General features: G+C 69.3%; 15 protein-coding genes. 13 read left to right on the top strand and 2 right to left on the bottom strand.

The genetic code is table 11. The features are described from left to right. Positions 1 to 5: 5 nt before the first annotated feature. The 13 genes from AC0HI0_RS31820 (at position 6) to AC0HI0_RS31760 (ending at position 20,278) form a co-directional block, all read left to right on the top strand. The gene (locus AC0HI0_RS31820; RefSeq protein WP_480927173.1) at positions 6 to 1,346 is read left to right on the top strand and encodes an MCE family protein; all 1,341 of its coding nucleotides are present in this window, start codon (positions 6 to 8) and stop codon (positions 1,344 to 1,346) included. Beyond that, complete coding sequence (locus AC0HI0_RS31815; RefSeq protein ID WP_480927172.1) at positions 1,343 to 2,371, top strand: MCE family protein; 1,029 nt, start codon at positions 1,343 to 1,345, stop codon at positions 2,369 to 2,371. The genes AC0HI0_RS31820 and AC0HI0_RS31815 overlap by 4 nt, the downstream gene beginning before the upstream one ends. Then, positions 2,368 to 3,393 carry an MCE family protein gene (locus AC0HI0_RS31810; protein WP_480927171.1) on the top strand — a complete coding sequence of 342 codons (1,026 nt, stop codon included), beginning with the start codon at positions 2,368 to 2,370 and terminating at the stop codon, positions 3,391 to 3,393. Before AC0HI0_RS31815 ends, AC0HI0_RS31810 begins: the two co-directional genes overlap by 4 nt. A gap of 1 nt (position 3,394) precedes the next feature. Next, positions 3,395 to 4,564: an MCE family protein gene (locus tag AC0HI0_RS31805; protein WP_480927170.1), complete on the top strand. Its 1,170-nt coding sequence runs from the start codon at positions 3,395 to 3,397 to the stop codon at positions 4,562 to 4,564. After that, positions 4,561 to 5,769 (top strand): MCE family protein, encoded by a 1,209-nt coding sequence (locus AC0HI0_RS31800; protein WP_480927169.1) that lies wholly within the window; start codon positions 4,561 to 4,563, stop codon positions 5,767 to 5,769. The genes AC0HI0_RS31805 and AC0HI0_RS31800 overlap by 4 nt, the downstream gene beginning before the upstream one ends. Beyond that, positions 5,766 to 6,995, top strand: a complete 1,230-nt coding sequence (locus tag AC0HI0_RS31795) for an MCE family protein (RefSeq protein ID WP_480927168.1) — start codon at positions 5,766 to 5,768, stop codon at positions 6,993 to 6,995. The genes AC0HI0_RS31800 and AC0HI0_RS31795 overlap by 4 nt, the downstream gene beginning before the upstream one ends. A 15-nt stretch (positions 6,996 to 7,010) precedes the next feature. Beyond that, positions 7,011 to 7,517 carry a hypothetical protein gene (locus tag AC0HI0_RS31790; RefSeq protein WP_480927167.1) on the top strand — a complete coding sequence of 169 codons (507 nt, stop codon included), beginning with the start codon at positions 7,011 to 7,013 and terminating at the stop codon, positions 7,515 to 7,517. A gap of 16 nt (positions 7,518 to 7,533) precedes the next feature. Further along, a complete protein-coding gene (locus tag AC0HI0_RS31785) occupies positions 7,534 to 8,511 on the top strand; it encodes a hypothetical protein (protein WP_480927166.1) in 978 nt (325 codons plus the stop codon). 1,638 nt (positions 8,512 to 10,149) lie between these two features. Next, positions 10,150 to 13,632, top strand: a complete 3,483-nt coding sequence (rpoB, locus tag AC0HI0_RS31780; protein WP_480927165.1) for a DNA-directed RNA polymerase subunit beta — start codon at positions 10,150 to 10,152, stop codon at positions 13,630 to 13,632. 113 nt (positions 13,633 to 13,745) lie between these two features. Then, entirely contained in the window at positions 13,746 to 17,642 is a 3,897-nt protein-coding gene (locus tag AC0HI0_RS31775) for a DNA-directed RNA polymerase subunit beta' (RefSeq protein ID WP_480927164.1), read from the top strand. Positions 17,643 to 17,952: 310 nt separating this feature from the next. Beyond that, positions 17,953 to 18,483 (top strand): hypothetical protein, encoded by a 531-nt coding sequence (locus AC0HI0_RS31770; protein ID WP_480927163.1) that lies wholly within the window; start codon positions 17,953 to 17,955, stop codon positions 18,481 to 18,483. 287 nt (positions 18,484 to 18,770) lie between these two features. Then, positions 18,771 to 19,553 (top strand): L,D-transpeptidase, encoded by a 783-nt coding sequence (locus AC0HI0_RS31765; protein ID WP_480927162.1) that lies wholly within the window; start codon positions 18,771 to 18,773, stop codon positions 19,551 to 19,553. Next, complete coding sequence (locus AC0HI0_RS31760) at positions 19,550 to 20,278, top strand: choice-of-anchor P family protein (RefSeq protein WP_480927161.1); 729 nt, start codon at positions 19,550 to 19,552, stop codon at positions 20,276 to 20,278. Before AC0HI0_RS31765 ends, AC0HI0_RS31760 begins: the two co-directional genes overlap by 4 nt. Before the next feature lie 47 nt (positions 20,279 to 20,325). Here the strand turns inward: AC0HI0_RS31760 and AC0HI0_RS31755 are convergent, their stop codons facing one another. Together AC0HI0_RS31755 and AC0HI0_RS31750 are read right to left on the bottom strand one after the other, a co-directional pair. Continuing rightward, positions 20,326 to 20,760, bottom strand: a complete 435-nt coding sequence (locus AC0HI0_RS31755; RefSeq protein WP_480927160.1) for a hypothetical protein — start codon at positions 20,758 to 20,760, stop codon at positions 20,326 to 20,328. Beyond that, the gene (locus AC0HI0_RS31750; RefSeq protein ID WP_480927159.1) at positions 20,757 to 21,203 is read right to left on the bottom strand and encodes a hypothetical protein; all 447 of its coding nucleotides are present in this window, start codon (positions 21,201 to 21,203) and stop codon (positions 20,757 to 20,759) included. The genes AC0HI0_RS31755 and AC0HI0_RS31750 overlap by 4 nt, the downstream gene beginning before the upstream one ends. Positions 21,204 to 21,235: the final 32 nt, after the last annotated feature.

Below are 21,235 nucleotides of genomic sequence, written 5' to 3'. Positions count from 1 at the left end.
GTGTGATGCTCCGACAACGACTCCTGGGCGTGGTGTTCCTCGCGGTGATCGCCCTGTTCCTCACCCTCACCGTGGCGCTGTACAACGACGCCTTCACCAAGGTCGTGAAGGTGACGCTGAAAACCGACCGGATCGGCAACCAGCTGCTGGTCGCGTCGGACGTCAAGGTGCGCGGCATGATCGTGGGCGAGGTCCGGCAGGTCCGCACCGCCGGCGACGGGGCCGAGCTGGAGCTGGCGATCAAGCCGGACCAGGTGGAGTTCATCCCCGGCACCGTTTCCGCCCGCCTGCTCCCGAAAACCCTCTTCGGCGAGCGGTACGTGAACCTGGTCGTGCCGCCGAAGGCCGACCTGTCCGACCACCTGGCCGACGGCGACGTCATCGAGCAGGACCGCTCCAGCAGCGCGATCGAGCTGGAACGCGTGCTGGACGACCTGATGCCGGTGCTCCAGGCGGTGCAGCCGGAGAAGCTCGCGACCACGCTCACCGCGATGTCGCAGGCGCTGGACAACCGGGGCAAGCCGCTGGGCGAGACGCTGGTGCGGCTCGACTCCTACCTGGGGGAGCTGAACCCCCAGCTGCCGCAGCTGAAAGAGGGCATCAGCCGGCTCGCGGACGTCTCGAACGTCTACGCCGACGCCGCGCCCGACCTGGTGCAGGCGCTCAGCGACGCCACCGTCACCAGCCGGACGCTGGTCGACCAGCGGGACGAGCTGCTGGCCATGTACGGCTCCCTGACGACCACCTCGATCGACGTGAACAGCTTCCTCGCGGTGAACCGGAACAACCTGATCCAGCTCGCCGACGTGTCCCGGCCGACGCTGGAGCTGCTGGCCAAGTACGCGCCCGAGTACCCGTGCCTGCTCAAGGGCCTCAGCGAGTTCAAGCCGATCATGGACCAGGTGTTCGGCAAGGGCACCGACGAACCGGGCCTGCACATCACGCTGGAGATCACCGCGAACCGGGGCAAGTACGAGCCGGGCAAGGACGAGCCGGAGTACGCCGACAAGCGCGGCCCGCGCTGCTACGACATCGTGCCCCGGCCGGACCCGTTCCCGCAGTACCCGCCGGAGGGAGCGGTGAAGGACGGTTCCACGTCGCCGCCGCCCGCGCGGGTCGCGAACGACGGCGTCCTGCCGCCCGCGACCGGCGTCAACGGCATGGGCACCACGTCCCCGTCGTCGTTCGGCGGTTTCCAGGCCCCGAGCCTGGCGAACTCCCCGGAGGAACAGGACTTCCTGGCCGCGCTGCTCGCGCCGCAGTTCGGCGTGGCGAAGCGGGAGATGCCGAGCTTCACCGCGCTCCTGCTCGGCCCGCTCTACCGGGGGGCGGAGGTGCAGGTGTGAGGTCGCTGGTCGCGCCCCTGGTCAAGCTGGGCGTCTTCGCCGTCGTCACGATCCTGGCCACGACGCTGCTCGCGGTCACCATCGCCAACACGAACTTCGCCGACGCCACCACCTACAGCGCCCGGTTCACCGACGTGACCGCCCTGAACGAGGGCGACGACATCCGCATCGCCGGGGTCCGGGTCGGCCAGGTCACCGGGATCAAGGTGGTGGACCGACGGCTCGCCGAGGTGGAGTTCAGCGTCGACGAGCAGCGCAGCCTGCCCCGGTCGGTCACCGCGACGATCAAGTACCGCAACCTGGTGGGGCAGCGGTACATCTCGCTGGAGCACGGGGCCGGCGACGCGTCCGCGCTGCCGGCGGGCGAGGTGATCCCGTTGGAGCGCACCAAGGCCGCGCTCGACCTGACCGTCCTGTTCAACGGCTTCAAGCCGCTGTTCCAGGCGTTGAACCCGGACGACGTGAACAAGCTGTCCAACGAGATCATCCAGGTGCTGCAAGGAGAAGGCGGCACGATCGACAGCCTGCTGCGGCACACCGCGTCGCTCACCCAGACCCTCGCCGCCCGGGACCGGGTGATCGGCGAGGTGATCGACAACCTGAACTCCGTGCTGGACACCGTGAACAGCCGCACCGACCAGGTGTCCACGCTGGTGTCCACGCTCCAGGAACTCACCACCGGCCTGGCGGGCGACCGGCAGCCGATCGGCGACGCGATCAGCGCCCTGGGCGACCTGACCACCACCACGGCGGGCCTGCTGGACGAGGCGCGGCAGCCGCTGAAGGACGACATCTCGCAGCTCGGCCTGGTGTCGCAGACGTTGGCCGACAACGAAGCCGTCGTGGAGGGCGTCATCCAGCGGCTGCCGAACAAGATCGAGGCCATGGCGCGCACCGCGTCCTACGGCTCCTGGTTCAACTTCTTCCTGTGCGAGGCGGGCGGCCAGGTGGCCGTGCCGCCGGTCATCACCACCCCGATCCCCATCACGGCGCTGCCCGTCACGCAAGCGAGGTGCCGCCCGTGAAAACCCCCAGCAACCCGGCCCGGCGCAACCCGGTCACCACCGGCGCGGTCGGCCTGACCGTCATCGCGCTGCTCCTGCTCGCCGCGTTCTACTCCGACGACCTGCCGATCGTCGGCGGCGGCACCACGTACTCCGCCGAGTTCACCGAGGCGGCGGGCCTGGTGCCGGCCAACGAGGTGCGGGTCGCGGGCGTGAAGGTCGGCAAGGTGACCAAGGTCCGGCTCGACGGCGACAAGGTGCGGGTCTCGTTCCGGGTCAAGGACGCCTGGGTCGGCGACCGCACCACCGCCACGATCCGCATCAAGACCCTGCTGGGCCAGAAGTTCCTCGCCCTGGACCCGCAGGGCTCGCAGCCCCTCGACCCCGGCGACCCGATCCCGCGCGAACGCACGCTGTCCCCCTACGACGTGCAGGAAGCCTTCAACGGCCTGGCGTCCACGGTCGGCCAGATCGACACCAAGCAGCTCGCGGACAGCTTCCAGGTCCTGTCCGAGACGTTCGAGGGCTCGGCGGAACACGTCCGGGGCGCGCTGGACGGCCTCTCGGCCCTGTCCAAGACGATCTCGTCCCGCGACGACCAGCTGGCCCACCTGCTCGCCAACACCAACCAGATCACCAAGACCCTGTCGGACCGCAACGAGCAGTTCGAGAAGCTCCTGGCGGACGGCAACCTCCTGCTCGGCGAGCTGCGCAAGCGCAAGGACGCCATCGGCGCGCTGCTCGCCGGCACCCGCGAGCTGTCCAAGGAGCTGTCCGGCCTGGTCGCCGACAACAGCGCGCAGCTCAAGCCCGCGCTGGAACAGCTGGACCGGGTGTCGACGATGTTGCAGCGCAACCAGGACGCGCTCAACCGCGGCCTGTCGCTGATGGCCCCGTTCTACCGGGTGTTCGCGAACACCCTGGGCAACGGCCGGTGGTTCGACGTCTACATCTGCGGCCTGCTGCCGCCCGCGGTGAACCTCGGCGTGGTCGGTTTCAACGAAGAGGGCTGCCTGCCCCCCGGCGTGCAGAGGGGGAACTGAGATGGCGACCAGTCGCGTCGGACGCGACCTCGGACGAGCCGTGGCGATCGCGTGCGTGCTCGCACTCGTCGCCGCCGCGGCGATGTGGTGGGCGTTCTCGGGCGTCAACAGCCGCAAGGTGACCGCGATGTTCGGCGCGGCCGTAGGCGTCTACCCGGGCTCCGACGTCCGGGTGCTGGGCGTGCGGATCGGCTCCATCGAGGACGTCGAACCGCAGGGTGCCCAGGTCAAGGTCACCATGTCCATCGACCGCGCGGTCAAGGTCCCCGCGAACGCGCAAGCCGTCGTCGTGGCACCCAGCGTCGTCTCCGACCGCTACGTGCAGCTGGCTCCCGTCTACACGAGCGGCCAGGCCATGGGCGACAACGCGATGATCCCCCGCGAGCGCACCGCCACCCCGGTCGAGCTGGACGAGCTGTACGCCAGCCTCGAAAAGCTGACCACCGCGCTGGGCCCCAACGGTGCCAACAAGAACGGCGCGCTGTCCGACCTGCTCAACGCCGCCGCGAAGAACCTCGACGGCAACGGCCAAGCCCTGGGCGACACCGTCCGCCGACTCGGCGACGCCACCCGAACCCTCTCCGGTTCCAAGGACGACCTGTTCGGCACGGTCGACAACCTGCAGAAGTTCACCGGCATGCTCGCCGCCAACGACGGCCAGGTCCGCGACTTCAACCGCCAACTCGCCGACGTCGCGGGCTTCCTGGCCGACGAACGCGAGAACCTCGCGGGAGCCCTCACCGAGCTGGCGAGTGCGCTGGGCCAGGTGCAGGGCTTCATCAAGGACAACCGCGCGATCCTCAAGTCCAATGTGGACAAACTGACCGGCATCACCCAGATCCTGGTAGACCAACGGGCGTCCCTGGCCGAAACCCTGGACGTGGCCCCACTCGCGCTCGGCAACCTCCAGAACGCCTACAACGCCGCGTCCGGCACCCTGGACACCCGCGCGGACCTGAACGAACTCAACCAGCCCCCCATCGTGCTGGTCTGCAAGCTCATCCAGAGCATCGAACCGGGCAAGGTACCCCTCGCCCTTTCCCAGACGTGCGGACAACTGGCCCCGATCCTCTCCGGCGCGGTCCCCCTCAAGACCCCCGCCGAGGTCATCAGCGACCTGTCCCAAGGCAAGCTCCCCCTGCCCCTCCCACTAGCGGGGGTGCCCCAATGACCCTCACCTCCAAAGCCCTCACCTCCAAAGCCCCCACCGCCAAATCCCTCCTGACAGCCCTCGCCACCACCCTCACCCTCACCCTCACCCTCACAGCCTGCGGCTCCGGCGGATTCGACGGCATCTACAACATGCCGCTCCCCGGCGGCGCGGACCTGGGCGACCGCCCCTACACCGTGAAGGTCCGGTTCAAGGACGTCCTGGACCTCGTCCCGCAGGCGGGCGTGAAGGTCAACGACGTCCCCGTGGGCCGGGTGGACCGCATCGACCTGGCCCCCGACGGCTGGACCGCCGAGGTCACCGTCCTGGTCAACGGCGGGGTGAAGCTGCCCGCCAACTCCATCGCCAAGCTGCGCCAGTCCGCCCTGCTCGGCGAGAAGTTCGTGGAACTGGCCAAGCCCGCCGAAGGCCGTGAGGAAGGCACCCTGGCCGACGGCGCGACCATCCCGGTCGAGCGCACCAACCGCAACCCCGAGGTGGAAGAGGTCTTCGGCGCGCTGTCGATGCTGCTCAACGGCGGCGGCGTGGCCCAGCTGCAGAACATCAGCCGGGAACTCAGCGCCGCGCTGGAGGGCAACGAGCCCGAGATCCGCTCCCTGCTGGGCAACCTGAACACCCTCGTCGGCGAGCTGGACGGCCACAAGACGGAGATCACCAGGGCGCTCGACGGCGTCAACCGCCTCGGCGGCACCCTCAACGCCCAGCAGCAGCAGATCACCGGCGTGCTCGACAACCTCGAACCCGGCCTGAAGGTGCTCAGCGAGCAGCGCACCCAGCTCGTCACGCTGCTCCAGTCCCTGGACGCCCTGTCCGACGTGGCCGTCGACACCGTGAACCGCTCCAAGGACGACATCGTCGCCGACCTCAAGGCCCTGCAACCGACGTTGAAGAAGCTGGCCGAGGCGGGCACCAACCTGCCCAACGCCCTGGAGCTGCTGCTCACCTACCCGTTCCCGGATTCCGCGGTGGACGGCATCAAGGGCGACTACACCAACCTCTACGCCGACATCGACCTCAACCTCGGCAACATCGTCGACAACCTGGGCAGGTCCCGCCAGAGCCCGCTGCCCTCCCTGCCCGGCATCGACGGCAACGCCCCCTCCCTGCCGCTGCCCCTGCCCAACCTGCCGCTGCCGAACCTCGGCGGCGGCAACACCGGCCTGGGCAACCTGCTGGGCGGCCTGCTGGGAGGTGGTCGCCGGTGATCCCCCGGAAGATCAAGATCCAGATCGGGGTGTTCGTGCTGGTCGCCCTGCTGGGCGTCAGCTACGTGGGCGCGCGCTACGCCGGGCTGGGCCGCTACTTCGGCTCGTCCGGCTACGTGGTGACCCTGCGACTGGCCGACTCCGGCGGCGTGTTCACCAACGCCGAGGTCACCTACCGGGGCGTCACGGTCGGCCGCGTGGGCCAGATGCGGCTGACCGCGGACGGCCTGGACGTCGACCTCGACATCGACTCGAACGCCCCCCGGATCCCGGCGGACCTGGAAGCCGTGGTCGCCAACCGCTCCGCCGTGGGCGAGCAGTTCGTGGACCTGCGCCCCCGCAAGGACCAGGGCCCCTACCTCGGCGCGGGCGCCACCATCGACCGGACCAACACCCGGACGCCGCCCCCCGTCGACGGACTGCTGACCAACCTCGACGGCTTCGCGAAATCCGTCCCGACGGACTCCCTGCGCACCGTCGTGGACGAGTTGGACAAGGCGTTCAACGGCACCGGCCCGGACCTCCAGGTCCTGCTCGACAACACCAGGGCCTTCACCCAGGCCGCCACCCAGCACCTGCCGCAGACCAAAGCCCTGATCAACGACGGCCTGGTCGTCCTCGACACCCAGGCGTCGCAGGGCAGCGCCATCCGCTCGTTCAGCACGGACCTCAAGGCCCTCGCCGAACAGCTCAAGAACTCCGACGGCGACCTCCGCGCCCTGATCGGCATCTCCCCGCAGGCCGCCGAACAGGTCTCGGCGCTGCTCAAGGAGACCGGCCCGAACCTGGGCGTCGTGATGGCCAACCTGCTCACCACCGGCAACATCCTGGTGACCAGGCTCGACGGCGTGGAGCAGATCGCCGTCACCTACCCGATCGCCGTCGGCGGCGGCTTCAGCGTCGCCAAGGGCGACGGCACCGGAGCCCACTTCGGCCTCGCGATCAACGTCTTCGACCCGCCCCCGTGCACCGTCGGGTACGAGGGCACGAAGATCCGCCAGGGCACCGACACGACCCCCGCGACGCTGAACAGCCAGGCGTACTGCGCCTTGGCGCGCGGCAGCGTCACCGCGGTGCGCGGAGCGCAGAACGCCCCGTACGGCGGCACACCCACGACGCCCGTCGGCAACGAGACGTCCCAGCCCGGCCGCGAGCCCGTCGGTCGACAGCAGGCCGAGGCCCCCGTCCTGACCAGCCTGGGACAGCTGCTCGGCTTGCCGGGCTGAGTTGGAGGAACTCCCATGCAGCGCTACTTGCTACCCGCCGCCGCCGTCCTGGCGGTGCTGGCCGCCGGCTACGCGATCTGGGCCGGGGTCTCCTGGTGGAGTTCGGCCACCAACGACTCGGTGTCGTTCTCGAAGGAACGCGAAGAAGTGCTGAGGGTGGGCCAGGTCGGCATAGCCAACTTCACCACCCTGGACTACAAGAAGGTGGACGACGACCTGAACCGCTGGCTCGACTCGTCCACCGGCGACCTCCGAACCGAAATAGAATCCGGCCGGGACAGCCGCAAGAAGCAGATCACCGACGCCAAAACCGTCACCGTGAGCAAAGTCCTGGACGCCGCCGTAACCGACCTGGACGACCGCGCCGGAAAAGCCCACCTGATCGCCGTGGTGGAAACCACGGTGACCCCGGAAGGCGCCCAACCGGTAAAAAAGGTGAACCGCTACCAAACAGACCTGACCCGCACCGACGCGGGCTGGAAACTCAGCGCCCTGGGCCCCGTGGCCGCCGGCGGCGCGTGACCGGAGGAGGAGAACAGTGCCACCGACCCGCCGCCGCCCGGTCCCGTCCACCCCGACGACCACCGGTCGCCCCCGCGTAGCCGGCCTGCGCAAACGCCCGGACCACCCCACGTCCCCCCAAGACCCGCACACCCCGGACACCACCCCGGACGACCCACGCACCCCGGACGACGTGGACACCCGGACCCAGGACGGCCCACCCCCGCCCACCACCCCGGACGTCTCCGACCTCCCCAAGCCGCCCGAGGCCCCCGACGCCCCTCCTTTCACAGAGGACCTGGACGGCCCTCCGTTCGTAGAGGACTTGGCCGAGACCCCGGAGTTCCCGGACGAGGAGCCGAAGCCCCACCCGACGCCCAGGCGCAAACGCCCGAGGCCCACCGCCAAGCCGACCCCCAGCGCCAAGCCGACCCCCAGCGCCGAGCTGACCTCTGAAGACCACCAAGACCCAACGCCGACCAGGCCGAACACGCTGCTGCCCATCGCCCTGGTGGTCGTGGCAGCCGTCCTGGTGGGCCTGGGCGTGTGGTTCCAGACGCAGGCGGGCGACGCGAAGTACAACAAGGCGCTGGTCGACAGCGCAGGCACCACGGAGGTGTCCGGCCAGGTCAGGGAGGCCGTCGAGAAAGCGTTCTCGTACAACTTCGCAGACGTGACGTCGACCGAGAAGGCCGCCGGCGAACTCCTCACGGGCAAGGCCAAGTGCCAGTACAACGCCATCTTCGGCCCGGTGAAGACCCTCGCGCCGGAACAGAAGCTGGTGGTCACCGTCAAGGCGGTCTCCAGCGGCGTCACGAGCCTCGACACCGACCGGGCCACCGTCCTGCTGTTCCTGGACCAGGTGACCACCCGCACGACCGACAACCAGTCCGGCGGCGGAATCGCGATGATGAGGGCAGGAGCCCAGAAGACAGACGGCCGCTGGAAGGTCGACAACATGGAAATGTTCGGCCAGAACGGCGACCAATCAGCAGAACTGGCGAAATGCAACTGATCCAGCCCCCGCCAGAATCCACCCGCCGCGTCGTGTCATCCCCGTATGGCCCGCGCGCAGCGAACCGCGCTTGAGTAGGGAGCGCAAGCACGCTTTTCGCTTGCGCTCCCTACTCAAGGGTGGTTGTCTCCGACCGGGCCGTACGGGGATGACACGACGCCCGCCCTTTCTTTTGTCATCCTTGGCGGCTCGCCCGTCCGGCGAGGACTCTTTAAAACCCACACCCAACCTCACCGCCGAGCACCACCGAACACCGCAGACGCTCCCTGGCAACGCCACGCCGTTCAAGGCCGCCCAAGGTTCGCCGCCCAAGGCCAGCCAGGGGTACTCCCGCGCGAAGAACCCCCGACACTCATCCAAGCAGTGGGGTACGACATTCCAGCTCGCTCCACGCGACCCCCCACCCCAGCAGCCACTCCGCACCGCCGCCACACCCCAGCCACCGTGCCACCGCTCTGCCCCACCCCAGCCACGGTGCTACCGCTACCTCTAGCCCCGCCCCGCCGTGCCGCGCAGGGCCGGGCCGGGCCGGGCCGCGCAGGGTCGGGCAACCGCTGCGTCGGGCAGGGCAGGGCAACCACTCCGCTGGGCCGCTCCGCCAGTCACGCAGGCCAGTCACACAGCTCTGGCCACCCAGCCCACGCACTCCAACCCGGCCGACGTTCCGCACCGCCGGCACCAGCAGCCTCAAACGCCAGCCGCCTCACACCCGCACCAACCACCGCTCACACCACGCGCCAAGGCCCACACCAGCCGAGCCTCAGCCGCACACGGCCGTCGCCATCGGCCGTGTCCCACTCAACGCCGCCCAACTCCGCACCCGTCCGCCGCCGTGCGCCCACTGCCGCCTCGCACCCGCTACCGCCAAACACCCACAACCACCCGCAACCCACCTGCAACGCACCCCACCGCGCCACCACGCCCAACGCCACCCAACCCACCCGCTGACGTGCTCAAACCCTTACCCGCTCACCCGCACCTCAAACCGCACCCTCACCACCCACCACACCACCCACCCGCACCCCACGCCACTCCAAACACTGCGTAGGCACACGAACACACCCAGTATCCCGACCAGGCCCCACAAAGATCAACTCGCTGAACCCCCTCCACGCCGCCCTCCACCCGCCCAACCACCGCCCCCTCCGCCGCCCCTCCGCCGCCCACCCCCGCCACCCCTCAACCCGCACTTCAGGGGTCCCGCAGGGCCGAAACACCCCCAAAAGCAACTCCCAGAACAGTGATCTCTGCCACACTAAACGGCACGTCACTGAGCGGAACCGCAGACGTCGACCGGTGGACCACGAACACCCGCCAACAGTTCACCCCCAGCCCACAGCCGTGTAATTCCGCAGGTCAGAGCGGTAACCACGAGTGAACGAGGCTTGCGCCACGAGAGTGATCGCCGCGTGGCATCTTGACTGTGGGCGTCGGCAGGGTCACTCTGTCGGTGACGACGAGAAAGGTCCTTCCAGGTGCCTCTCGACAGTTGGCGTGCGCGTGGCTAGACTGCCCCTTTGCGCTGCCCTCTTTCCGTTTGCCCTTCGCCGAGAGCTGGATTGCCGGGCATCGCCGCACCCTTGACAGCCGTGCTAGTTCCGCTGACTAGCCAGCTACCTGTCCCTGGAAGGACGCATCTTGGCGATCTCTCGCGCGACCAAGGCCACTGCTGCGACCAACTCCACGTCGGGGATTCCCGGAGCGCCGAAGCGCGTCTCGTTCGCGAAGATCCACGAACCGCTTCAGACGCCCAACCTGCTCGACCTCCAGATCCAGTCCTTCGAATGGCTCACCGGCGACGAGGCGTGGTTCCAGCGTCGCGTCGACGAGGGCGACGAGGCGCCGACGGGCGGCCTCGAAGAGGTCTTGAACGAGATTTCCCCGATCGAGGACTTCTCGGGCTCGATGTCCCTCTCCTTCTCCGACCCGCGCTTCGACGAGGTCAAGGCCTCGACCGAGGAGTGCAAGGACAAGGACATGACGTACGCCGCCCCGTTGTTCGTCACGGCGGAGTTCACCAACCACACCACTGGCGAGATCAAGAGCCAGACGGTGTTCATGGGTGACTTCCCGATGATGACCGACAAGGGCACGTTCATCATCAACGGCACCGAGCGGGTCGTGGTATCCCAGCTCGTCCGCTCGCCTGGCGTCTACTACGACACGGCGATCGACAAGACGACCGACAAGGACGTCTTCAGCGTCAAGATCATCCCCTCGCGGGGTGCCTGGCTGGAGTTCGACGTCGACAAGCGCGACACCGTCGGTGTCCGGATCGACCGCAAGCGCCGCCAGCCGGTCACCGTGCTGCTGAAGGCCCTGGGTTGGAGCACCGAGCAGATCCGCGAGCGCTTCTCGTTCTCCGAGACGCTGCTGACGACGTTGGAGAAGGACCACACCGCGGGCACCGACGAGGCGTTGCTCGACATCTACCGCAAGCTGCGTCCGGGCGAGCCGCCGACGAAGGAGTCCGCGCAGGCGCTGCTGGAGAACCTGTTCTTCAAGGACAAGCGCTACGACCTGGCCAAGGTCGGCCGGTACAAGATCAACAAGAAGCTGGGGCTGGCCTCCCCGATCTCCACGGGCGTGCTGACCGAGGACGACATCGTCACGACGATCGAGTACCTGGTCCGCCTGCACGCCGGTGAGACGACGATGCAGCCGGGCGAGACCGAGGTCCCCGTCGAGGTCGACGACATCGACCACTTCGGCAACCGCCGCCTGCGCACCGTCGGCGAGCTGATCCAGAACCAGATCCGGGTCGGCCTGTCCCGCATGGAGCGCGTCGTGCGCGAGCGGATGACGACCCAGGACGTCGAGGCGATCACGCCGCAGACCCTGATCAACATCCGTCCCGTCGTGGCGGCGATCAAGGAGTTCTTCGGCACCTCCCAGCTGTCCCAGTTCATGGACCAGACCAACCCGCTGGCGGGTCTGACGCACAAGCGTCGCCTCTCCGCCCTCGGCCCGGGTGGTCTGTCCCGCGAGCGGGCCGGCATGGAGGTCCGCGACGTCCACCCGTCGCACTACGGCCGGATGTGCCCGATCGAGACGCCGGAAGGCCCGAACATCGGCCTGATCGGCTCGCTGTCGAGCTACGGCCGGGTCAACCCGTTCGGCTTCATCGAGACGCCGTACCGGAAGGTCATCGAGGGCCGGGTCACCGACCAGATCGACTACCTGACCGCGGACGAGGAAGACCGCTTCGTGAAGGCCCAGGCCAACGCGAAGATCGACAACGAGGGCAACTTCCTCGAAGCCAAGGTCCTGGTCCGCAAGAAGGGCGGCGAGGTCGAGCAGATCGACCCGCTCGACGTGGACTACATGGACGTCTCCCCGCGCCAGATGGTGTCGGCCGCGACGGCCATGATCCCGTTCCTGGAGCACGACGACGCGAACCGCGCGCTGATGGGCGCGAACATGCAGCGCCAGGCGGTGCCGCTGCTGCGCAGCGAGTCGCCGCTGGTCGGCACGGGCATGGAGCTGCGCGCCGCGGTCGACGCCGGTGACGTCGTGGTGGCCAAGAAGACCGGTGTGGTCGAGGAGATCTCCGCCGACTACGTCACGGTCATGGCCGACGACGGCTCGCGGCAGACCTACGGCCTGCACAAGTTCCGCCGCTCCAACCAGGGCACCTGCATCAACCAGAAGCCCATCGTGAACGAGGGCGACCGGGTGCGGGAGGGCCAGGTCCTCGCGGACGGGCCGTGCACCGAGAACGGCGAGATGGCGCTGGGCAAGAACCTGCTCGTCGCGATCATGCCGTGGGAGGGCCACAACTACGAGGACGCGATCATCCTGTCGCAGCGCCTCGTCCAGGACGACGTCCTGACCTCGATCCACATCGAGGAGCACGAGATCGACGCGCGGGACACCAAGCTGGGCGCCGAGGAGATCACCCGGGACATCCCGAACGTCTCCGAGGAGGTCCTGGCCGACCTCGACGAGCGCGGCATCATCCGCATCGGCGCCGAGGTCCAGCCGGGCGACATCCTGGTCGGCAAGGTCACGCCCAAGGGCGAGACCGAGCTGACCCCGGAGGAGCGCCTGCTGCGCGCGATCTTCGGCGAGAAGGCCCGCGAGGTGCGCGACACGTCGCTGAAGGTGCCGCACGGCGAGTACGGCAAGGTCATCGGCATCCGCGTGTTCAGCCGCGAGGACGACGACGAGCTGCCCCCCGGCGTGAACGAGCTGGTCCGCGTCTACGTGGCCCAGAAGCGCAAGATCCAGGACGGCGACAAGCTCGCCGGCCGCCACGGCAACAAGGGCGTCATCGGCAAGATCCTCCCCGTCGAGGACATGCCGTTCCTGGAGGACGGCACCCCGGTGGACATCGTGCTGAACACGCACGGCGTGCCGCGTCGTATGAACATCGGCCAGGTGCTGGAGACCCACCTCGGGTGGATCGCCAAGCAGGGCTGGAGCATCAACGGCGACCCGGACTGGGCGAAGAACCTGCCCGCCGACCTCTACGACGTGGACCCCGGCACGAAGACCGCCACCCCGGTCTTCGACGGCGCGCGCGAGGACGAGATCACCGGCCTGCTCGGGTCGACGGTCCCCAACCGCGACGGCGAGCGGATGGTCAAGGAGAACGGCAAGGCGCAGCTCTTCGACGGGCGCAGCGGCGAGCCGTACCCCTTCCCGGTGTCGGTCGGCTACATGTACATCCTGAAGCTGCTGCACCTGGTGGACGACAAGATCCACGCCCGTTCCACCGGCCCGTACTCGATGATCACCCAGCAGCCCCTGGGCGGTAAGGCGCAGTTCGGTGGCCAGCGCTTCGGTGAGATGGAGTGCTGGGCGATGCAGGCGTACGGAGCGGCGTACACGCTCCAGGAGCTGCTGACCATCAAGTCCGACGACGTGCTCGGCCGCGTGAAGGTCTACGAGGCCATCGTCAAGGGCGAGAACATCCCGGAGCCGGGTATCCCGGAGTCCTTCAAGGTGCTGCTCAAGGAGCTCCAGTCGCTGTGCCTCAACGTCGAGGTGCTGTCTTCGGACGGTGCCGCGATCGAGATGCGCGACGGCGACGACGAAGACCTGGAGCGCGCGGCCGCGAACCTCGGCATCAACCTGTCGAGGTCCGAGTCGCCGTCCGTGGACGACGTCGTCAACTGACACTCGCCGGCGGTCGGGGGACTGCCTCCCGCGTTCCCCCGACCGCCGAGCCACCAGCTCCCAAGCACCGCCCGCACGCCGGGCAACCGAATCAAAAGGGGAAGAGAGTAGACGTGCTCGACGTCAACTTCTTCGATGAGCTCCGCATCGGTCTCGCGACCGCGGACGACATCCGCCAGTGGTCCTTCGGCGAGGTCAAGAAGCCCGAGACCATCAACTACCGCACGCTCAAGCCGGAGAAGGACGGCTTGTTCTGCGAGAAGATCTTCGGTCCCACCCGGGACTGGGAGTGCTACTGCGGCAAGTACAAGCGCGTCCGCTTCAAGGGCATCATCTGCGAGCGCTGCGGCGTCGAGGTGACCCGCGCCAAGGTGCGCCGCGAGCGGATGGGCCACATCGAACTGGCCGCCCCGGTCACGCACATCTGGTACTTCAAGGGCGTCCCCAGCCGGTTGGGCTACCTGCTCGACCTGGCCCCCAAGGACCTTGAGAAGATCATCTACTTCGCGGCCTACGTCATCGTCGGCGTGAACGCGGAGCTGCGCCACAACGACCTGCCCACGCTTGAGAACGAGATGCAGGTCGAGCGCAAGCGCGTCGAGAACAAGCGCGACGCCGACGTCGAGGGCCGCGCGCAGAAGCTGGAAGCCGACCTGGCCGAGCTGGAGGCCGAGGGCGCCAAGTCCGACGTCCGCCGCAAGGTCAAGGAGGGCGGCGAGCGCGAGATGCGCCAGCTCCGCGACCGGGCGCAGCGCGAGCTGGACCGGCTCGACGAGATCTGGTCCACCTTCACCAAGCTGGAGCGCGCGCAGCTCATCGCGGACGAGATGCTCTACCGCGAGCTGTACGACCGCTACGGCGACTACTTCACCGGTGCCATGGGCGCCGAGGCCATCCAGAAGCTGCTCGGCGACTACGACGTGGACGCCGAGGCCGACGTCCTGCGCGAGACGATCCGCAGCGGCAAGGGCCAGAAGAAGCTGCGCGCCCTCAAGCGGTTGAAGGTCGTGGCCGCCTTCCAGGCGACCCGCAACAACCCGCAGGGCATGGTGCTGGACTGCGTCCCGGTCATCCCGCCGGACCTGCGCCCGATGGTGCAGCTCGACGGTGGCCGCTTCGCCACGTCCGACCTGAACGACCTGTACCGCCGGGTGATCAACCGGAACAACCGCCTCAAGCGACTGATCGACCTCGGCGCGCCCGAGATCATCGTCAACAACGAGAAGCGGATGCTCCAGGAGGCCGTCGACGCGCTGTTCGACAACGGCCGCCGCGGTCGTCCGGTCACCGGTCCGGGCAACCGGCCGCTGAAGTCGCTGTCCGACCTGCTCAAGGGCAAGCAGGGCCGGTTCCGCCAGAACCTGCTCGGCAAGCGCGTCGACTACTCCGGCCGTTCGGTCATCGTGGTCGGCCCGCAGCTCAAGCTGCACCAGTGCGGTCTGCCCAAGCAGATGGCGCTGGAGCTGTTCAAGCCGTTCGTGATGAAGCGGCTGGTCGACCTCAACCACGCGCAGAACATCAAGTCCGCCAAGCGGATGGTCGAGCGCGCGCGCCCCGCCGTGTGGGACGTGCTGGAAGAGGTCATCACCGAGCACCCGGTGCTGCTCAACCGCGCACCCACGCTGCACCGCCTCGGCATCCAGGCCTTCGAGCCGCAGCTGGTCGAGGGCAAGGCCATCCAGCTGCACCCGCTGGTCTGCGAAGCGTTCAACGCCGACTTCGACGGTGACCAGATGGCGGTCCACCTGCCGCTGTCCGCCGAGGCGCAGGCCGAGGCGCGCGTGCTGATGCTGTCCTCGAACAACATCCTCTCGCCCGCGTCGGGCAAGCCGCTGGCCATGCCGCGTCTGGACATGGTGACCGGCCTGTACCACCTGACCCGGCACAAGGAAGGCGACATCGGCGAGGGTCTCGCCTACTCGTCGCCGGCCGAGGCGCTGATGGCGTTCGACCGCAAGGCGCTGGGCCTGCAGGCGATGGCCAAGATCCGGATCTCGGACAAGAACCCGCCCAAGGGCGAGGAGCCCGAGGGCTGGGAGCCGGGTCAGCCGTGGCTGGCCAAGACGACCCTCGGTCGCGTGCTGTTCAACGAGGTCCTGCCGCAGGACTACGCGTTCATCAACGAGGTCATGCCCAAGAAGCGGCAGGCCACGATCATCAACGACCTGGCCGAGCGGTACCCGATGGTCACCGTCGCCCGGACGCTGGACAAGCTCAAGGACGCCGGTTTCTACTGGGCCACCCGGTCCGGTGTGACCGTGGCGATCTCCGACGTGCTCGTGCCGGAGGCCAAGCAGGGCATCCTGGACGAGTACGAGAAGCTCGCCGACGCGGTGGAGAAGCGCTACCAGCGCGGTCAGCTCTCCTACATCGAGCGCAACAACGAGCTGGTCAAGGTGTGGACCAAGGCGACGGAAGAGGTCGCCGAGGTCATGGAGGCCAACTTCCCCGAGGACAACTCGATCCGCATGATCGTGAAGTCCGGGGCGGCGGGCAACATGACCCAGGTCCGGTCGCTGGCCGGCATGCGCGGCCTGGTGACCAACCCGAAGGGCGAGTACATCCCGCGTCCGATCAAGAACTCGTTCCGCGAGGGCTTGTCGGTGCTGGAGTACTTCATCGCGACCCACGGTGCCCGCAAGGGTCTCGCCGACACCGCGCTGCGCACCGCCGACTCGGGTTACCTGACCCGTCGTCTGGTGGACGTCTCGCAGGACGTCATCATCCGCGAGGTCGACTGCGGCACCACGCGCGGCGTGAACATGACGGTCGGCGAGAAGCTGGGCGACAAGGTCGGCCTGGCCGAGTTCGCGCAGACCTCCGTGTACGCGCGGACCATCGCCGAGGACATCACCGACGCCGCGGGCAACACCGTGCTCAACCGCGGTGACGACCTGGGCGACCCGGCGCTGGCCACGCTCGTCGAGGCGGGCGTCACCCGGGTCAAGGTCCGCTCGGTGCTGACCTGCGAGTCCGCGGTCGGCGTGTGCGCGTCCTGCTACGGCCGCTCGATGGCGACCGGCCAGCTGGTCGACGTCGGCGAGGCGGTCGGCATCGTGGCCGCCCAGTCGATCGGTGAGCCCGGCACCCAGCTGACCATGCGCACGTTCCACCAGGGTGGTGTGGCCGGCGACGACATCACCACCGGTCTGCCCCGTGTGCAGGAGCTGTTCGAGGCCCGCGTGCCCAAGGGCAAGGCCCCCATCGCGGACGTCGACGGCCGGGTGCGGATCGAGGACGGCGACCGCTTCTGGAAGATCACCCTCATCCCGGACGACGGGTCCGAGGAGATCATCTTCGAGAAGCTGTCCAAGCGTCAGCGGCTGGCCAACACGGCCACCGGCCCGCTCCAGGACGGCGACCACGTGCACGTCGGCCAGCAGCTGCTGGAAGGCACGCCGGACCCGCACGAGGTCCTGCGCGTGATGGGTCCCCGCGAAGCCCAGCTGCACCTCGTCCAGGAGGTCCAGAAGGTCTACCGGGCCCAGGGTGTGGCCATCCACGACAAGCACATCGAGGTCATCGTCCGGCAGATGCTGCGCCGGGTGACGATCATCGACTCGGGCGCCACCGAGTTCCTGCCGGGCTCGCTCGTCGAGCGCGCGGAGTTCGAGAGCGGCAACCGCGCCGTCGTGGCGGAAGGCGGCGAGCCCGCCGCCGGCCGTCCGGTGCTGATGGGTATCACGAAGGCGTCGCTGGCCACCGACTCGTGGCTGTCGGCGGCGTCGTTCCAGGAGACCACCCGGGTGCTGACCGACGCGGCCATCAACGGCCGCTCGGACAAGCTCATCGGTCTCAAGGAGAACGTGATCATCGGTAAGCTGATCCCGGCCGGCACCGGCATCAACCGGTACCGCAACATCCAGGTGCAGCCGACCGAGGAAGCCCGCGCGGCGGCGTACGCCATCCCGTCCTACGACGACGGCTACTACACGCCGGACGTCTTCGGCACCGGGACCGGCGCTGCCGTTCCGCTGGACGACTACGACTTCGGCCGCGACTACCGCTGACCGCAGTCACCCCGAACGGCCTCCGGAGCCTCCCGCTCCGGGGGCCGTTCGCTTTCCCCGTGGTGTGGCGCAAAGATCTGCGACATTCGGGTGATCCGCCAGTACGCCTCTTGCTGCACCTACTGAAAAGTAGATAGCGTCCCGATCCGACGCGATCACGCGTCACCCGGCCGCCACCCGGCCGGATCGAGGTACCTCCGCCGCCAATCGGACCCTCGACCCGATCAGGACCCCGCGATGTCCCAGTGTGCTGACGGCCATTCCACTGGGGGACCTCGGTGATCGTCACCTGATCCTGAAAGGAATTCTCTTGTCCCCCAAGGGAAACCTGACAGTGCTCGCCGTCGCCGTCGCCGTCGCCGCCGCCCTCGCCCTGGTCGCCCCGACCGCCGCGAACGCCCAGATGGCCCTGGTGGGCCCGCCCGCCGACGGCCGGGCGCGGGCGAGCGCCAACGATCTCAAGGCTCGGCTCGGATCGCTGAAAATCCCCGGAGATTCCGGTTCGCTCACCGCCGAGGCGGTCGGTGCGTCCTGTGTGGACGGTGAAGGCCGGGTGACGCTCGCCGGTGCCGAGGTGGACGCGGTGGCGCTGGAGGTCCGGCCCGGCCCGAACGCCGCCGTGGCGGTCTCGGTGCCGGCCGCGGGTTTCCCGGAGATCGACATCGCCTCCGCGACCTGCGGCAAGGCGACGGCCCACAGCGCCAACCCACCGGAGCCGACCACCGCCGCGTCAACCGCACCGACCACCCCCGAACACCCCGGCGGCCTCCGCGCCGGGCACAGCGCCGCGTCCGACTCCCGTCAACGGCCACCTGGCCGTGACGGGCTGATCGCGCGGTAGTGGGTGTGGCGGGGTCGGCCCCGACCCGGCCCCGTCACACCCGTACCCCGAGAGGGTGACGGTAGCTACCTGTAGTAGGATGTCACGTTACGTGTCGATCTTCGCTGAAATTAGAGCCGCCGGGGTAATGCGCTGCGGCATTCAGGTGCCTTGCCGTTGGGCTTCTTGCGACTGATCCTCGGAACTGGATAGCTTCCGGTCAGGCGTGATCCTGTGCCGTCCGGCCTCCGCAGGCCGTGCCGAGGCACTCCGCCGTCACTGGCCACCGAACTGATCGGGACTCCACGATGTCGCGTTCGCTGCTGCTCGCAGCCGTGTCGGCGCTCGCCGTCACGTCCTGCGCCGGCCCTTCGGACCCGCCCGCCCGGCCCGCTGCCGCGGCGACGGCGACGGCGGCCGTCGACGCGCGGTCCTTCGAGGCCCTGCCCGAAGCCACCACGTTCGCCAAGATCGACGGCCTGCCCGCCGACGACGACCTGTCGCCGACCGAGGGGCACGTGCTGCGCGCGACCAAGGGCGTGCCCGTCTACGACCGACCGGACGGCACGGCGGTCGCCCGGCTGCCCGGCACCCAGCTCGGCTCGCCGACGTGGGTCCCCGAGATCGCCCGCCGGGACGGCTGGTCGCGGGTGCTGCTGCCGTCGCGCCCCAATCGCTCCAGCGGCTGGGTGTTCACCGGTTCGGGCGATTTCGAGCGGGCCGAGAACGATTTCCTGGTCGCCGTCGACCTGGCCGCGTTCCGCCTGGAGGTCACCGAGAAGGGCCGTTCGCGCGGCGTCTGGACGGTGGGCACGGGCAAACCCGAGTACCCGACCCCGGTCGGCCGGACCTACGTCATGGCGTCGATCAAGGAGACCGTGACGACGTTCAGCCCTCACATCCTGCCGCTGGGCGCGCACTCCGACAGCCACGAGACGTTCGGCGGCGGCCCCGGCACGGTCGCGCTGCACGGGTGGCCCGACGCCAGTCCGTTCGGCGCGGCGGGCAGTGACGGCTGCATCCGCGTGCCGGACGACGCCCTCGACCTGCTGCTGACCCTCCCGCTGGGGACCGTGGTGATCGTCAAATGACCCAGAAAGGCATTTCCTTGTCCGGTAAGAAGATCCTGACCGTCTTCACCGCCGCCGCACTGGCGCTGGTCGCGTTCGCCCCGGGAGCGGCGGTGGCCGGCGAACCGGGCGCCGACGCGAGTTCCGCGTACGCGTTGGCGGCCTCCGGCCTGCTGGCCGTCGACCCGCTGCCGGCGCTCGCCGGCCACGAGGGGTTCCGCCAGGCGTCCGCGGCCTCGACACGCCTGCCGGACGCGACATCGCCGGTCCTGTCCGCCGGGGCGCTCAACACCGAGGCGGACCGGGGGAGAGCGCGGGCGAGCGTCGCGGACCTCAAGGCGCAGCTGGGTTTGCTGAAGCTCCCCGGCGACGTCTCCGCGTTGACCGCCGAGGCGGTCAGCGCGTCCTGCGTGGACGGTGAGGGCCAGGCGACGCTCGCCGGTGCCAAGGCGGGTGCGGTGCCGCTGGCGGTCCAGCCCCCGCCGAACACCGGGGTGGGCCTGCCCGGGGTGGCGTCGGTGGTGCTGAACAAGCAGACCCGGGCCGCCGACGGCACGCTGACCGTGGTCGCGATCTCGGTCGAGGTCGCGGGTCTGCAGAAGATCGACATCGCGTCCGCCACCTGCGCCAAGGCCGCCCGGACGGCCGCGCCGACGACCTCCGCCACCACCGGCCCGCCGGCCTCCGCGCCGGGCAAGGCACCGCGCCCCACCGCCGTCGAGGGTCACCTGGCCGTGACGGGCTGAGCAAGCGGTGTCCCGGTCGCGCCGAGCGCGACCGGGACACCACCGGATCACGGTCTGCGGCGCGATTTCGCCAACGCGCGGGCGCGGGCCACGAGTTCGTCCACCAGGTCCGCGTCGGCGGCCGGGGGAGTGCCGTCCGAGCAGCACGGCGGCTTGGTGCGGCGCTCGTTGAGCCGGGGCCGGACGCCCGCCAGCTCGTAGAGCGCGTCGTAGAGGTTGCGGCCCGGGTCGTCCTCGTGGGTGCCGACCAGCAGGACCCAGGCCGTCGCCGGGTCCGGGAAGGCCACGATCACCCGGTCCGCGCCGCGCAGGTGCTTCACGCACAGCCGGGGCAGCGGTTCGGGGCCGGTCACCCGGTAGCCGAGCGCGGCGCACCCGCTGTGCGCCAGTTCGTCCAGGAAGCGCTCGTAGGCATGGCGGGCCGGCCCGCGCAGGTGGGCGGCTTGGACGCCGGCCAGCGGCGTCTCCACGACGGTGATCAAGCTGAGCGGACTACCCGTCCCTCGCCCCGGCGCAGCTGCGCCAGGCTCGTCGCCAGGTCCTCGCGGTCGAGCAGGGCCTGGTCGCTCAACCTGCGGTGCACCTCGTCCAGCAGGCCGCGGGTGCGCCCGGCGCGGCGCAGCTCCGACACCACGTGCAGCACCTCGTGCAGCCGCTCGGCGTCCAGGAGCATCCGGGGTTCCTGGCTGTGGATCGCCAGCACGCCTTCCCGGGCCCACGCCTTGACCGTCTTCTCGGTCAGGTCGAGCAGTTCGCCGGCCACCACGGGCCGGACCGGCGGGGCCTTGCGCAGCGCGCGCGCCACCACCCCGTCGAGCTTGTGCCGCCGCTCGTCGTCGGCCGACAGGCTCGACGCGACCTCCTCGATCTCCTCGATCTGGTCGAAGAGATCCCGGATCAGCGCGGCCTCCGTCGCGACGGACATGGCGACCTCCCTCAGTCACTACTGAGTATCGC

The organism is Saccharothrix sp. NBAS 001, from assembly GCF_056640475.1.
Note: the sequence above shows the minus strand (reverse complement) of the source record. Positions and strands in the feature narration are given on the sequence as shown.

Bases quoted from the DNA above. Each gene is read 5' to 3' on its own strand.
- AC0HI0_RS31805 (WP_480927170.1), top strand. From the start codon at position 3,395: ATGGCGACCAGTCGCGTCGGACGCGACCTCGGACGAGCCGTGGCGATC.
- AC0HI0_RS31790 (WP_480927167.1), top strand. From the start codon at position 7,011: ATGCAGCGCTACTTGCTACCCGCCGCCGCCGTCCTGGCGGTGCTGGCC.
- AC0HI0_RS31750 (WP_480927159.1), bottom strand. From the start codon at position 21,203: ATGTCCGTCGCGACGGAGGCCGCGCTGATCCGGGATCTCTTCGACCAG.
- AC0HI0_RS31765 (WP_480927162.1), top strand. From the start codon at position 18,771: ATGTCGCGTTCGCTGCTGCTCGCAGCCGTGTCGGCGCTCGCCGTCACG.
- AC0HI0_RS31800 (WP_480927169.1), top strand. From the start codon at position 4,561: ATGACCCTCACCTCCAAAGCCCTCACCTCCAAAGCCCCCACCGCCAAA.
- AC0HI0_RS31760 (WP_480927161.1), top strand. From the start codon at position 19,550: ATGACCCAGAAAGGCATTTCCTTGTCCGGTAAGAAGATCCTGACCGTC.
- AC0HI0_RS31820 (WP_480927173.1), top strand. From the start codon at position 6: ATGCTCCGACAACGACTCCTGGGCGTGGTGTTCCTCGCGGTGATCGCC.